This is a genomic window from Pseudomonas sp. S2_E02 (assembly GCF_054668355.1).
Window position 1 is genome coordinate 4514978 of sequence record NZ_CP162761.1, and the last position, 14750, is coordinate 4529727.

13 protein-coding genes are annotated in these 14750 nt (G+C 58.5%); 5 read left to right on the plus strand and 8 right to left on the minus strand.

Going from position 1 to position 14750, the window contains the following annotated elements; translation table 11 throughout:
- Genes yidD through rpmH form a run of 3 tightly spaced genes read right to left on the minus strand, consistent with a single transcriptional unit; the run spans position 1 to position 792 of the window.
- Positions 1 to 246, minus strand: coding sequence for a membrane protein insertion efficiency factor YidD (yidD, locus tag AB4O01_RS20355; protein ID WP_010465488.1), 246 nt, complete (start codon positions 244 to 246; stop codon positions 1 to 3).
- Complete coding sequence (rnpA, locus tag AB4O01_RS20360) at positions 239 to 640, minus strand: ribonuclease P protein component (RefSeq protein WP_042704971.1); 402 nt, start codon at positions 638 to 640, stop codon at positions 239 to 241. The genes yidD and rnpA overlap by 8 nt, the downstream gene beginning before the upstream one ends.
- Positions 637 to 792 (minus strand): 50S ribosomal protein L34, encoded by a 156-nt coding sequence (rpmH, locus tag AB4O01_RS20365; RefSeq protein WP_460089360.1) that lies wholly within the window; start codon positions 790 to 792, stop codon positions 637 to 639. The genes rnpA and rpmH overlap by 4 nt, the downstream gene beginning before the upstream one ends.
- A 566-nt stretch (positions 793 to 1358) precedes the next feature.
- Here rpmH and dnaA point away from each other — a divergent pair.
- Genes dnaA through gyrB form a run of 4 tightly spaced genes read left to right on the plus strand, consistent with a single transcriptional unit; the run spans position 1359 to position 7569 of the window.
- Positions 1359 to 2885 carry a chromosomal replication initiator protein DnaA gene (gene dnaA, locus AB4O01_RS20370; protein WP_093429550.1) on the plus strand — a complete coding sequence of 509 codons (1527 nt, stop codon included), beginning with the start codon at positions 1359 to 1361 and terminating at the stop codon, positions 2883 to 2885.
- 39 nt (positions 2886 to 2924) lie between these two features.
- On the plus strand, positions 2925 to 4028 hold the full coding sequence (dnaN, locus tag AB4O01_RS20375; RefSeq protein WP_007911887.1) for a DNA polymerase III subunit beta: 1104 nt from the start codon (positions 2925 to 2927) through the stop codon (positions 4026 to 4028).
- A gap of 14 nt (positions 4029 to 4042) precedes the next feature.
- Entirely contained in the window at positions 4043 to 5146 is a 1104-nt protein-coding gene (recF, locus tag AB4O01_RS20380; protein ID WP_038359568.1) for a DNA replication/repair protein RecF, read from the plus strand.
- Between the two features lie 5 nt (positions 5147 to 5151).
- Entirely contained in the window at positions 5152 to 7569 is a 2418-nt protein-coding gene (gene gyrB, locus AB4O01_RS20385) for a DNA topoisomerase (ATP-hydrolyzing) subunit B (protein WP_093429549.1), read from the plus strand.
- Positions 7570 to 7671: 102 nt separating this feature from the next.
- On the opposite strand, the gene AB4O01_RS20390 is transcribed toward gyrB, so the two are convergent.
- Entirely contained in the window at positions 7672 to 8391 is a 720-nt protein-coding gene (locus AB4O01_RS20390; RefSeq protein ID WP_099757598.1) for a response regulator transcription factor, read from the minus strand.
- A gap of 169 nt (positions 8392 to 8560) precedes the next feature.
- On the opposite strand from AB4O01_RS20390, the gene AB4O01_RS20395 reads away from it, so the two are divergent.
- Positions 8561 to 10093, plus strand: a complete 1533-nt coding sequence (locus AB4O01_RS20395; RefSeq protein ID WP_460089362.1) for a sensor histidine kinase — start codon at positions 8561 to 8563, stop codon at positions 10091 to 10093.
- Positions 10094 to 10261: 168 nt separating this feature from the next.
- Here the strand turns inward: AB4O01_RS20395 and AB4O01_RS20400 are convergent, their stop codons facing one another.
- The 4 genes from AB4O01_RS20400 to glyQ form a co-directional block, all read right to left on the minus strand.
- On the minus strand, positions 10262 to 11041 hold the full coding sequence (locus AB4O01_RS20400) for a lysophospholipid acyltransferase family protein (RefSeq protein ID WP_093429546.1): 780 nt from the start codon (positions 11039 to 11041) through the stop codon (positions 10262 to 10264).
- A gap of 83 nt (positions 11042 to 11124) precedes the next feature.
- Positions 11125 to 11664, minus strand: a complete 540-nt coding sequence (gmhB, locus tag AB4O01_RS20405; RefSeq protein ID WP_286079738.1) for a D-glycero-beta-D-manno-heptose 1,7-bisphosphate 7-phosphatase — start codon at positions 11662 to 11664, stop codon at positions 11125 to 11127.
- 4 nt (positions 11665 to 11668) lie between these two features.
- Positions 11669 to 13723, minus strand: a complete 2055-nt coding sequence (gene glyS / locus AB4O01_RS20410; protein ID WP_427120235.1) for a glycine--tRNA ligase subunit beta — start codon at positions 13721 to 13723, stop codon at positions 11669 to 11671.
- A complete protein-coding gene (gene glyQ / locus AB4O01_RS20415; RefSeq protein WP_003187265.1) occupies positions 13720 to 14673 on the minus strand; it encodes a glycine--tRNA ligase subunit alpha in 954 nt (317 codons plus the stop codon). Before glyQ ends, glyS begins: the two co-directional genes overlap by 4 nt.
- Between the last annotated feature and the right edge of the window lie 77 nt (positions 14674 to 14750).

A 14750-nucleotide genomic window follows, 5' to 3' on the forward strand; every position in this document is an offset into this window, starting at 1 on the left:
TTACTCGGCCATCGAAGAAGAACGGGAGGTAGGGATAGGTGGAACCGGGTCATAACCACCGGGATTCCACGGATGACAGCGACCTAAACGACGAAAGGTCAGCCAGCCACCGCGCAGAAGGCCATGATTTTCGATGGCTTCATACGCGTAGCAGGAACAACTGGGGTAGAAACGACAGTGACTGGCCATCAAAGGACTAATGGCATAGCGATAAAACTGGATCGGAACGAGGGCCAGTTTACGCATCTGGACTGTCTACCCCTACAGTTTCGGTTTTGACTTCTGGAACTGGCTTGCTGCGTGCCAGACGCTTCCAGAGCTTGCCGAAATGCTGAATCAATTCGGGGTTTTCTACATCGCCCAGACCTTTGCGCGCGACGATAACGATGTCCCAGCCGACCAGTGAATCCTGGTGCAGACGGAACGATTCGCGCATCAAACGTTTGAGGCGATTGCGCTCAACGGAGAGCTTTACGCTCTTTTTCCCGATAACCAGCCCGAGACGGGGGTGATCAAGATCGTTGTTGCGTGCAAGGAGCAGGAGATTTTTCCCCGGAACCTTGCCGGTAGGGGAGTCAAAGACTGCCTTGAAATGCCGGGGAGTAAGCAGACGCTTTTCCCGACTGAAGTCCTGACTCACCTCCAGTACCGGATTATCAAACTGCCAGACGCGCACTGACCTTTGGCGCGGCGACGCGACAGGACAGCACGGCCGTTCTTGGTAGCCATGCGAGCACGGAAACCGTGGGTACGGGCGCGTTTGATGGTGCTTGGTTGGAAAGTACGTTTCATGTCGTGTTACCTGGTTCGTCCACAACGGGCCGGAATGGCCCCCGTTTTAAGAGACCGGGGATTCTAGAGAAAGCAAGCCTTCAGGTCAATTTCCAACCAGCGTTTCCTTATAAATAGATCTCAGGGCTGTCTCTGGCTGAAAGCCTGTCTGCCAAACATAAAAATAAAGAAGGGAATTATTTAAAGCTTTTCTGTAAAGCTTATAAAAGCTAGGAATGCCTCCTTCTGTGGATAAGTGCTATCAGCCCTTATTTCGCCTGATGTACAGAGAATGACAACTACAGTGGAAAACCGTGTTGAGCCTGTGCTGCACTATCGGATAACCTGTGTGTGGAAAGGCCTGTTATCCACAGGCAGGTTATCCACCGAGTTCAGCCCCCAGTTGTCCAGTGCCCTTAGAGGCGGTTATCCACAGAGCTTATTCACGCACCGTTGGTCGCTTTTTCATCGGTTAACACATTGATAAATCATGGTCACCGGGCAACCTGCATGTGGATAAGTGGACGGCTCGCCGCTACAATGGCCGCTTGTTTTTGCCTCACCGGCTTTCAACTTAGGGGATATCCGTGTCAGTGGAACTTTGGCAGCAGTGCGTGGAGCTTTTGCGCGAGGAGCTGCCTGCCCAACAATTCAACACCTGGATCCGTCCACTACAGGTCGAAGCCGAAGGCGACGAGTTGCGCGTCTACGCACCGAACCGTTTTGTGCTGGACTGGGTCAACGAAAAGTACCTGGGCCGCGTCCTTGAACTGCTGGATGAGCATGGCAACGGCACGGCGCCGGCGCTCTCCTTATTAATAGGCAGCAAGCGCAGCTCGGCACCGCGTGCCGCACCGAATGCACCGCTGGCCGCCGCTCAGGTTTCCCAGGCTCAGGTCAATGCCGCACCTGCGAACGTGCAGGCACCGACGCAGACGCCCGCACCGACGGCCAAGCGCTCGACGCAGAAAAGCCCTGAAGTCAGCGATGAACCGTCTCGCGACAGTTTCGATCCGATGTCCGGTGCCGCTTCGCAGCAAGCCCCGGTTCGCGCCGAACAGCGCACCGTGCAGGTCGAAGGTGCGCTCAAGCACACCAGCTACCTGAACCGCACCTTCACCTTCGAAAACTTCGTCGAAGGTAAATCCAACCAGCTCGCCCGCGCGGCGGCCTGGCAAGTGGCGGACAACCCCAAGCACGGTTACAACCCGCTGTTCCTTTATGGTGGCGTCGGCCTGGGTAAAACCCACTTGATGCACGCGGTGGGTAACCATCTATTAAAGAAGAACCCGAATGCCAAGGTCGTTTACCTGCATTCCGAGCGTTTCGTGGCCGACATGGTCAAGGCACTGCAACTGAACGCGATCAACGAGTTCAAGCGTTTCTACCGTTCGGTGGATGCCTTGCTGATCGACGACATTCAGTTCTTCGCCCGCAAAGAGCGCTCGCAGGAAGAGTTTTTCCACACCTTCAACGCCCTGCTTGAAGGTGGCCAGCAGGTCATTCTCACCAGTGACCGCTACCCGAAAGAAATCGAAGGCCTTGAAGAACGCCTCAAATCCCGCTTCGGCTGGGGCCTGACGGTTGCCGTCGAGCCGCCGGAACTGGAAACCCGCGTGGCGATCTTGATGAAGAAGGCCGACCAGGCCAAAGTCGAGTTACCGCATGACGCCGCGTTCTTCATCGCCCAGCGCATTCGCTCCAACGTCCGTGAGCTGGAAGGTGCGCTGAAACGCGTGATCGCCCACTCGCACTTCATGGGCCGCGACATCACCATCGAGCTGATTCGCGAATCCCTGAAAGACCTGTTGGCGTTGCAGGACAAACTGGTCTCTGTGGATAACATTCAGCGCACCGTCGCCGAGTACTACAAGATCAAGATCTCGGATCTGCTGTCCAAGCGCCGTTCGCGCTCGGTGGCTCGTCCGCGTCAGGTCGCCATGGCCTTGTCCAAGGAACTGACCAACCACAGCCTGCCGGAAATCGGCGATGTGTTCGGCGGCCGCGACCACACCACGGTGTTGCACGCCTGTCGAAAGATCAACGAACTTAAGGAATCCGACGCGGACATCCGCGAGGACTACAAGAACCTGCTGCGTACACTGACCACTTGATGAACACCAGCGCAGCTTATTAAGGCAAGGGACTAGACCATGCATTTCACCATTCAACGCGAAGCCCTGTTGAAACCCCTGCAACTGGTCGCAGGCGTCGTCGAGCGCCGACAGACCTTGCCGGTACTCTCCAACGTGCTGCTGGTTGTCGAAGGCCAGCAACTGTCGCTGACCGGTACCGACCTCGAGGTCGAGCTGGTCGGTCGTGTGCAACTTGAAGAGCCGGCTGAAACAGGTTCCATCACCGTGCCTGCGCGCAAGCTGATGGATATCTGCAAAAGCCTGCCCAACGACGCGCTGATCGACATCAAGGTCGACGAGCAGAAGCTGGTGGTGAAGGCTGGCCGTAGCCGCTTCACCCTGTCGACTCTGCCGGCCAACGATTTCCCGACCGTTGAAGAAGGTCCGGGCTCGCTGACTTGCAGTCTTGAACAAAGCAAACTGCGTCGCCTGATCGAACGCACAAGCTTCGCCATGGCCCAGCAGGACGTGCGTTATTACCTCAATGGCATGCTGCTGGAAGTGTCCGAAGGCATCATCCGCGCTGTGGCCACCGACGGTCACCGTCTGGCCATGTGCTCGATGAAGGCCGATATCGGCCAGCCAGATCGCCATCAGGTGATCGTGCCGCGCAAAGGTATTCTGGAACTGGCGCGTCTGCTCACCGAGCCGGACGGCAATGTCAGCATCGTGCTGGGTCAACATCACATCCGCGCCACCACCGGCGAATTCACCTTCACCTCGAAACTGGTTGACGGCAAGTTCCCGGACTACGAGCGCGTTCTGCCAAAGGGCGGCGACAAGCTGGTATTGGGCGATCGCCAGGCCTTGCGTGAAGCGTTCAGCCGTACCGCGATTCTGTCCAACGAGAAGTACCGTGGTATCCGTCTGCAACTGGCCAGCGGTCAGTTGAAGATCCAGGCCAACAACCCGGAGCAGGAAGAAGCGGAAGAGGAAGTGGGCGTTGAATACAACGGCGGCTCTCTGGAAATCGGCTTCAACGTGAGCTATTTGCTCGACGTGCTGGGCGTGATGACCACCGAGCAGGTTCGTCTGATCCTGTCCGACTCCAACAGCAGTGCATTGGTGCAAGAGTCCGACAACGACGATTCGGCTTACGTTGTCATGCCGATGCGTCTGTAATCAGCTGACCCTGGATGTCCTTAAGTCGTGTTTCGGTCACCGCGGTGCGCAATCTGCACCCGGTGACCTTCTCCCCCTCCCCCCGCATCAACATTCTTTACGGCGCCAACGGCAGCGGCAAAACCAGTGTTCTGGAAGCCATTCATCTGCTGGGGCTTGCCCGTTCGTTTCGTAGCACGCGGCTGTTGCCGGTCATTCAGTACGAGCAACTCGCCTGCACCGTGTTCGGTCAGGTCGAATTGGCTGAGGGTGGGCACAGTGCGTTGGGGATCTCGCGCGATCGTCAGGGCGAGTTCCAGATCCGCATCGACGGCCAGAACGCCCGCAGTGCTGCGCAGCTGGCGGAGATCCTGCCGCTGCAGTTGATCAACCCCGACAGCTTCCGCTTGCTTGAAGGTGCGCCGAAGATTCGTCGACAGTTTCTCGACTGGGGCGTGTTCCACGTCGAGCCGCGCTTTATGGCCACCTGGCAGCGGTTGCAGAAGGCCCTGCGCCAGAGAAACTCTTGGCTGCGACATGGTACACTTGACGCCGTTTCGCAAGCGGTTTGGGACAGGGAACTGTGCCAGGCCAGCGCTGAAATCGATGAATACCGCCGCGCCTACATCAAAGCCTTGAAACCAGTCTTTGAACAAACCTTGAGCGAACTGGTTGAGCTTGAAGGTTTGACGCTCAGCTATTACCGAGGCTGGGACAAAGACCGGGAATTGAGCGCCGTACTGGCTGGATCCGTGCAACGGGATCAGCAAATGGGTCATACCCAGGCCGGACCGCAACGGGCTGATTTGCGTCTTAGATTGGGCGCTCACAACGCCGCGGACATATTGTCCCGGGGTCAGCAGAAGTTAGTGGTCTGTGCACTACGGATTGCCCAAGGGCATTTGGTCAGCCAGGCCCGTCGCGGTCAGTGTATTTATCTGGTGGATGACTTGCCGTCCGAGCTGGACGAGGGACATCGTCGCGCGCTGTGCCGTTTGCTGGAAGACTTACGCTGCCAGGTGTTCATCACCTGTGTAGATCACGAATTATTGAGGGAAGGCTGGCAGACGGAAACGCCAGTCGCTCTGTTCCACGTGGAACAGGGCCGTATCACCCAGACCCACGACCATCGGGAGTGAAGGCATTGAGCGAAGAAAATACGTACGACTCAACGAGCATTAAAGTGCTGAAAGGCCTGGATGCCGTACGCAAACGTCCCGGTATGTACATTGGTGACACCGACGATGGCAGCGGTCTGCACCACATGGTGTTCGAGGTGGTCGACAACTCGATCGACGAAGCCCTCGCCGGCCACTGCGACGACATCAGCATCATTATCCACCCGGATGAGTCCATCACCGTTAAAGACAACGGCCGTGGCATCCCGGTAGACGTACACAAAGAGGAAGGCGTTTCCGCCGCCGAGGTCATCATGACCGTCCTCCACGCTGGCGGTAAGTTCGACGATAACTCCTACAAGGTCTCCGGCGGTCTGCACGGTGTAGGTGTGTCGGTAGTGAACGCACTGTCCGAAGAGCTGGTTCTGACTGTTCGCCGCAGCGGCAAGATCTGGGAACAGACCTACGTCCACGGCGTACCTCAGGCACCGATGGCCATCGTTGGCGACAGCGAAACCACCGGCACCCAGATCCACTTCAAGGCTTCCAGCGAAACCTTCAAGAACATTCACTTCAGCTGGGACATCCTGGCCAAGCGCATTCGTGAACTGTCCTTCCTCAACTCCGGTGTCGGCATCGTCCTCAAGGATGAGCGCAGCGGCAAGGAAGAGCTGTTCAAGTACGAAGGCGGCCTGCGTGCGTTCGTTGAATACCTGAACACCAACAAGACTGCGGTCAACCAGGTGTTCCACTTCAACATCCAGCGTGAAGACGGCATCGGCGTGGAAATCGCCCTGCAGTGGAACGACAGCTTCAACGAGAACCTGTTGTGCTTCACCAACAACATTCCGCAGCGCGACGGCGGTACCCACCTGGTGGGTTTCCGTTCGGCCCTGACGCGTAACCTGAACAACTACATCGAGCAGGAAGGTCTGGCGAAGAAGCACAAAGTCGCCACCACCGGCGACGATGCCCGTGAAGGCCTGACCGCGATCATTTCGGTGAAAGTGCCGGATCCGAAGTTCAGCTCGCAGACCAAAGACAAGCTGGTCTCTTCCGAAGTGAAGACTGCGGTCGAGCAGGAGATGGGCAAGTACTTCTCCGACTTCCTCCTGGAAAACCCGAACGAAGCCAAGCTGGTCGTCGGCAAGATGATCGACGCCGCCCGTGCCCGTGAAGCGGCGCGCAAGGCCCGTGAGATGACCCGCCGCAAAGGCGCGCTGGACATCGCCGGTCTGCCGGGCAAGCTCGCTGACTGCCAGGAAAAAGACCCGGCGCTGTCCGAACTGTACCTCGTGGAAGGTGACTCCGCGGGCGGCTCTGCCAAGCAGGGACGTAACCGCAAGACCCAGGCGATCCTGCCGTTGAAGGGCAAGATCCTCAACGTCGAGAAAGCGCGTTTTGACAAGATGATCTCTTCCCAGGAAGTGGGCACCTTGATCACCGCGCTGGGCTGCGGCATCGGTCGCGACGAATACAACATCGACAAGCTGCGTTATCACAACATCATCATCATGACCGATGCTGACGTCGACGGTTCGCACATCCGTACCCTGCTGCTGACCTTCTTCTTCCGTCAGTTGCCGGAGCTGATCGAGCGCGGCTACATCTACATCGCCCAGCCGCCGCTGTACAAGGTCAAGAAAGGCAAGCAAGAGCAATACATCAAAGACGACGACGCCATGGAAGAGTACATGACGCAGTCGGCTCTGGAAGATGCGAGCCTGCACCTGAACGAAGAAGCCCCGGGCATTTCCGGTGAAGCACTCGAGCGTCTGGTAAACGACTTCCGCATGGTGATGAAGACCCTCAAGCGTCTTTCGCGCCTGTACCCGCAAGAGCTGACCGAGCACTTCATCTACCTGCCGGCCGTGAGCCTGGAAATGCTTGGCGACCACGCCAAGATGCAGGACTGGCTGGCCCAGTACGAAGTCCGTCTGCGCACCGTCGAGAAGTCCGGCCTGGTCTACAAGGCCAGCCTGCGTGAAGACCGTGAGCGTGGCGTGTGGCTGCCGGAGGTCGAACTGATCTCCCACGGCCTGTCGAACTACGTCACTTTCAACCGCGACTTCTTCGGCAGCAACGACTACAAAACCGTCGTCACCCTCGGCGCTCAACTGAGCACCCTGCTCGACGACGGCGCGTACATCCAGCGTGGCGAGCGCAAGAAGGCAGTCACCGAGTTCAAGGAAGCCCTCGACTGGCTGATGGCTGAAAGCACCAAGCGCCACACCATTCAGCGATACAAAGGTCTGGGCGAAATGAACCCGGATCAGCTGTGGGAAACCACCATGGACCCAAGCGTGCGCCGCATGCTGAAAGTCACCATCGAAGACGCCATTGGCGCAGACCAGATCTTCAACACCCTGATGGGTGATGCGGTCGAACCTCGCCGTGACTTCATCGAGAGCAATGCGTTGGCGGTTTCGAACCTGGATTTCTGATCCATATCAGCTGCAACGAAAAAGGCCAACGCATTGCGTTGGCCTTTTTTTATTTTCCCGGTTTGCCACTGTCAACCATTCCGAGCATGTGCTCGGAATGGTCTACTCGACCGCAGATGCGACACTTTCTAAACGATACCCATACCCATAAATCGTCAGTAACTGCCACCCTCGATCCGCCGTCAGCCCGAGCTTGTTCCGCAACCGGTAGATATGCGTATCCAACGGTCGCGACGACGCCATCTCTTCATGCGGCCAAAACCGCTCATATAGATAGTCCCGCGACAACGGCCGGCCCAGATTGCTGAACAGACACCGCGCCAGCCGATATTCACGCTCGGTCATGACGATCGGCTTTCCCTCCCGGGTAACGGTCAGCTCTGCATCATCAAACGTCAGGTCATTGAAGCTCAGCACTTCGGTCGCCGTGCTGCGTGGCTGGCTATGCCGACGTAGTACTGCGGCGACTCGGGCTTTCAGTTCATTGGGGCGGAACGGTTTACTTACATAATCGTCGGCCCCGGCATTCAACGCCTGGACGATATCGCTCTCGCCATCACGACTGGTGAGCATGATCGCCGCCGGCGGTGCTTCCATGTGTTCGCGAGTCCAGCGCAGCAGGGCCAAGCCGGTCAGGTCTGGCAGTTGCCAGTCGAGGATCAGCAGGTCGAAGGTTTCCCGGCGCAACTGGCGCAGCAAGTCTTCGCCACGCTCGAAGCTGTGCAGCGACCATGGCTGATCGCCAGCATCGGCCATTTGCTGCAGGGTTTGCTCGACCCGGCGCAGTTCGGCGGGTTCGTCGTCCAGAATCGCAACGCGCATTCGCGGTTATTCCTTGTTGCTGGGGCAGTTGGCGGACAACCATAGTCGCTCGGCCCAAGCTGTGAAAGTAAGCGGCCCGCCGTTGGTCGACGTCCGCTATGATTCTTCGGGTCTACGTCTCAGACCTGTGGCCCATGAAACCATTCACACTGCCCTGCCCTTTTTCCCCATGAACAATCAGCGTCGGCGTGAAAGCCGTGAACCGAGCCAGGTGCAGCGATTGTTTCGACAGTTGGTGCGCGAATGGTTGTGGATAAGTCTAGTGCTGTTGCCGCTGACTGCGCTGCTGTCTTATCGCGCGCAGATTAACCTGCACGATGCGTCTGCCGCCAAAGGCGCCCTGTTGTCGGTCGCCTTGGTGGCCGGCAGTCTTGGCCTGCTGTTGTGGCGACCGCGCTGGGCGCTCTGGGTCACGTTGATCAGCATGGCGTGCGCGTTGCTGACCAGTGCAGGTTTAGCGGAAACGCGCCGCTGGTGGTCGCCGACACCGGCGGTGCTGGGGATGTTATTCGGCTATTTGATCTGGAACTGGCGACGCCTGAGCGTAGTGCTGACTTATTTCGGCTGGGAGCTGGCACGACTGGACAGCGAGCCGAAGGTATTCCCCGAACGCCGTCGCGCGCAATTCACCGGGGCTGATCGCTTGCAGGGCCAGATCATGGCGCTGGAACAGGCTATGAGTCGCACCCGTGATACCCGGCGCTTTATTGCCGACGGTCTGGAATACTTGCCCGTCGCCACGCTGATCAGCGATCCCAAAGGCCAGATCCTGCTGGGCAATCGCAAGGCTCGCCAGCTATTCGATCACAATCTGGTGGGGGACGACGTCCTCGATCAACTGGCCAGCCTCGGTTACCCGGAGTTGTCCACAGAGTTGCGCCCGTCACTGTCGGCCATTCCGCTGTTGGAGTTTCGCGATCACAAGGAACGCAGCCTGCGCCTGGAGCGTGCCGCCCTGCTGCCGGTGGACGGAGACACGCCGATTGGTTGGCTGCTCAGCCTCACCGATCTCAGCGCCGAACGTGCCGCCGAGGAACAACGCGGGGTATTACTGCGCTTTCTTTCCCACGACTTGCGTGCCCCGCATTCGGCGATCCTCGCCCTGCTCGATGTTCACCGCCATCAGGCCGGGGCGGACTCGCCGTTATTCGAACAGATTGAGCGGCAGGTGCGTCGCGCGCTGGATCTCACCGATGGTTTCGTCTTGCTGGCGCGGGCCGAGTCCGAAGCCTATCAGTTCCAGCCGAGCCTGTTCGCTATGTTGGTGCTGGACGTGCTGGATCAGGCGTTGCCCATCGCCCAGCAGAAACGCATCGAACTGCTGCACGACATGGATGAGCAATCCCAGGAGCGCCTGATCATGGCTGACCAGGGATTACTGACGCGTGCGCTGTTCAACCTGCTGGAGAATGCGATCAAGTACAGCCCGGCAGATACCACGATTGAACTACGAGTCAGTTGCCAAGGAGAGTGGCTACGGTGCGAACTGACCGATCAAGGCAAAGGCATCGCCGAACAAGAGTTGCCTGATCTGTTCAGTCAGTACCGACGCTTTTCCTCCGCACAAGGCATCGACGGCGTTGGCCTGGGCTTGTCGATGGTCAAAGCGGTGGTTGATCACCACGGAGGCAAAATCTCGTGCCACAGCATGGTCGATCAAGGCACCACATTTCTGTTCGAATTACCACTGATCGCCGAGTGAACAGGCACAAAAAAACCGGCTATATAAGCCGGTCTTTTTACATCCGAAAAAAACTTATGCACGTTTTACGGTGTTTTATGAGCTTGAGAAATATATAAGTAAATCAATTACTTAATTTCAATATTCAGGCTTTTTCAACAAAACCGTACACAGGTTATCCACAAAATCTCAGACAGCGATCTGATCGCTTGCAGCCGGTGCTTGCGGTGCCGGTGGCAGCGAACCCATTTCCCGTTGAGTCTTCTCGTTCCACGCTTGTACGCGGTCGTTCAGATCAGCAATGGCGCGAGGCCCTGTGCCTTCGGCATACATCGGCTCACCGATGACCACGGTGATCACCCCGGACTTCTTGCCCCAGCCGATTTTCGGCCAGAATTTGCCGGCATTGTGTGCAATCGGCAGGACCGGAAGCGCCGCATTTACCGCCAAAGCGCTACCACTGCGGGAGAACTTGCCGACAGTGCCAAACGGCACGCGTGTGCCTTCAGGAAAGATCAGCACCCAAACGTTGTCCTTGAGCAGCTCGTCACCTTTGGCGGCGACTTGTTTCAGTGCAGCTTTCGGGTTGTCACGGTCAATCGCGATTGGCCGCAGCATGGCCATGGCCCAGCCAAAGAACGGTACATAAAGCAGCTCGCGCTTGAGCACCTGGCTCAACGGCGAAAAATAAGCGGAGAGAAAGAACGTCTCCCAAGTGCTCTGGTGGTTCGACTGAATCACGCAGGGCCGGTCAGGTACGTTTTCCGCGCCCTTGATTTCGTAACGGATACCGAGAAACACCTTGGTCAACCACAAGGCGCAACGGCACCAGTACACGTTGATAAAACGATAACGCGCCTTGAACGGCAGAAACGGCGCGATGAAAAAACTCAAACTGCACCACAGCAGGGAGGTGGTGCCCAGCAGCAGGTAAAAGAGAAAAATCCTGATGGCCCGCAGTATCGACATAGTGACGTTTACCGTGACGGGGCAATGCCCGAATGTTCAAGCGCACTCCCGATCAATCCCTGGTCAGGAACTTCAGAAGTACTCTAGTTGTGGATAAGTTCTGCGGCAATCGCCGCCAGATCGTCAAAAATCAGAGTGCCAACCGGCAGGGTTTTGCCCTGAGTCTTTGCGCCCTTTCCGGTCTTTACCAAAACTGGCTGTGAATCGACGGCTTTGGCAGCTTCCAGGTCACCAAGGCTGTCGCCGACGAACCAGACATTGGCCAGCGTCACGCTGTAATGCGCCGCGATGGTTTTCAGCATCCCCGGTTTCGGCTTGCGGCAATCGCAGCCTTCGTCCGGCCCATGCGGGCAATACACGATCAGCCCGACTTCACCGCCCTGCTCCGCCACGAGCGTACGCAGTCGCGCGTGCATGGCATCGAGGGTGGCGAGGTCGTAGTAGCCGCGAGCAATGCCCGACTGGTTGGTGGCGACCGCCACCGTCCAGCCGGCCTTGCTCAACTGCGCAATCGCCTCGATCGAGCCGGGCAGCGGAATCCACTCCGCCACTGACTTGATGTAAGCGTCGGAGTCGTAATTGATCACTCCGTCCCGATCGAGAATCAGCAGTTTCAACAGCAATCCCTCAACCCAGCAGCGAAATGTCGGCAACACCGAGGAACAGACCACGCAGACGCGCCAGCAGCGCGTAACGGTTGGCTCGCACATTGGCGTCGTCGGCATTGACCATCACCGCGTCGAAGAACGCATCGACTGGCTCACGCAATGCTGCCAGGCGTGCCAGCGATTCGTTGTACTGACGCGCTGCCGCCATTGGCTGCACCGCTTGATCCGCTTGCTGGATCGCCGAGTACAGCGAGAACTCGTTGGCGTTGTCGAAGTACTTGGCTTGCACCTCGGTCGGTACCGCGCCTTCGAGTTTGCTCAACAGGTTCGACACACGCTTGTTCACCGCCGCCAGCGCTGCCGCTTCCGGCAGTTTGCGGAAGGCTTGCACTGCTTGCACACGCTGGTCGAAGTCCAGCGCCGAACCCGGCTTCAGGGCTCGCACCGACAGGTAAGTGGCAACATCGACGCCTTCGTCTTCGTAACGTGCACGCAGACGATCGAAGATGAACTCCAGCACGGCTTCGTTGAGGCCGGCAGCCTTGACCTTGGCGCCGAACGCAGTCACGGCGAAAGCCACGGCGTCGTTCAGGTCGAGGTCGAGTTTTTTCTCGATCAGGATGCGCAGCACACCGAGGGCCGCACGGCGCAGGGCATACGGGTCTTTGCTGCCGGTTGGCAGCATGCCGATACCGAAGATACCGACCAGAGTGTCGAGCTTGTCAGCGATCGCGACGGCCGCACCGGTCAGGGTGGCAGGCAGTTCCGCACCGGCACCGCGTGGCATGTACTGCTCGTTGAGCGCCAGCGCGACGTCTTCCGGCTCGCCGTCATTGAGGGCGTAGTAGTAACCAGCGACACCTTGCATCTCCGGGAATTCGCCGACCATTTCGGTGGCCAGGTCACACTTCGACAGCAGACCTGCGCGCGCAGCCCACGAGGCGTTACCACCGATGCGCGCGGCGATGTACGCAGCCAGTTTGGAAACGCGCTCGGCCTTGTCGTAGACGCTGCCGAGTTTTTCCTGGAACACCACGTTCTTCAGGCGATCATTGAAAGCTTCGAGCTTCTGCTTCTTGTCTTGCTTGAAGAAGAACTCGGCGTCGGTCAGACGTGGGCGAACCACTTTCTCGTTACCGGCGATGATCTGCTGCGGGTCTTTGCTTTCGATGTTGGCCACAGTGATGAAACGTGGCAGCAACTTGCCGTCGGCATCCAGCAGGCAGAAGTACTTCTGGTTGTCCTGCATGGTGGTGATCAGGGCTTCTTGCGGCACGTCGAGGAAACGCTCCTCGAACGAGCACACCAGCGGCACCGGCCATTCAACCAGCGCGGTCACTTCGTCGAGCAGTGCCGGCGGAACGATTGCCGTGCCTTCCTGACGGGTGGCCAGCTCTTCGGTGCGCTTGCTGATGATCTCGCGACGCTCGTTGGCGTCGGCCAATACATAAGCGGCACGCAGGTCGGCGAGGTAGCTCGACGGCGAACCGATGCGCACGCTTTCCGGGTGATGGAAGCGGTGACCACGGGAATCACGGCCAGCCTTCTGCGCGAGGATGGTGCAGTCGATGACCTGGTCACCGAGCAGCATCACCAGCCATTGGGTCGGACGCACGAACTCTTCCTTGCGCGCACCCCAACGCATGCGTTTCGGGATCGGCAGGTCGTTCAGCGAGTCTTCGACGATGGTCGGCAGCAGGCTCGCGGTCGGCTTGCCGGCGATGCTCTGGCTGTAACGCAGTTTCGGGCCGCTCTGATCGATTTCGCTCAGATCGACGCCGCACTTCTTGGCGAAGCCCAGTGCTGCTTGCGTTGGATTGCCGTCAGCGTCGAACGCCGCCTGACGTGGCGGGCCGTCGAGGTTGATGCTGCGATCCGGTTGCTGGGTAGCCAGCGCGGTGATCAGCACAGCCAGACGACGCGGTGCGGCGTAGACAGTTTTAGTTTCGTAGCTCAGGCCAGCGGCTTGCAGGCCCTTGTCGATACCGGCGAGGAACGCTTCAGCCAGGGTGTTCAGGGCTTTCGGTGGCAGTTCTTCGGTGCCCAGTTCAACCAGAAAATCTTGCGCACTCATTGTGCTGCCTCCAGCTTGGCCAGTACTTCGTCACGCAGGTCCGGGGTCGCCATCGGGAAGCCCAGCTTGGCGCGCGCCAGCAGGTAGGCTTGCGCAACGGAACGCGCCAGGGTGCGTACGCGCAGAATGTATTGCTGACGCGCGGTCACCGAGATCGCCCGGCGCGCATCCAGCAGGTTGAAGGTGTGCGACGCCTTCAACACCATTTCATAGCTCGGCAACGGCAGCGGCTGGTCGAGTTCGATCAGGCGCTTGGCTTCGCTTTCATAGAAGTCGAACAGTTCGAACAGCTTGTCGACGTTGGCGTGTTCAAAGTTATAAGTGGACTGCTCCACTTCGTTCTGGTGGAACACGTCGCCGTAGGTCACCTTGCCAAACGGACCGTCAGCCCAGACCAGGTCGTAGACCGAGTCCACGCCTTGCAGGTACATGGCCAGACGCTCGAGACCGTAAGTGATCTCGCCGGTCACCGGGTAGCACTCGATGCCGCCCGCCTGCTGGAAGTAAGTGAACTGAGTCACTTCCATGCCGTTGAGCCAGACTTCCCAGCCCAGACCCCAGGCGCCGAGAGTCGGCGATTCCCAGTTGTCTTCGACGAAGCGAATGTCGTGGACCAGCGGGTCCAGGCCGACATGCTTGAGCGAGCCCAGGTACAGTTCCTGGAAGTTATCCGGGTTCGGCTTCAGGACGACCTGGAACTGATAGTAGTGCTGCAGACGGTTCGGGTTTTCGCCGTAACGGCCGTCAGTCGGACGGCGGCTTGGCTGCACGTAGGCGGCGTTCCAGGTTTCCGGGCCGATGGCGCGGAGGAAGGTCGCGGTGTGGAAAGTGCCGGCGCCTACTTCCATATCGTAGGGCTGAAGTACCACGCAACCTTGCTCGGCCCAGTATTGCTGGAGCGCGAGGATCAAGTCTTGGAAGGTACGCACGGCTGGCGTAGGCTGGCTCACGAAATTCACCTGTTTCTTGGGCTGCGATTTAAAGAGCGGGAGTATACCCGATTCAGTCGCACCTCCACCCCCTGGAG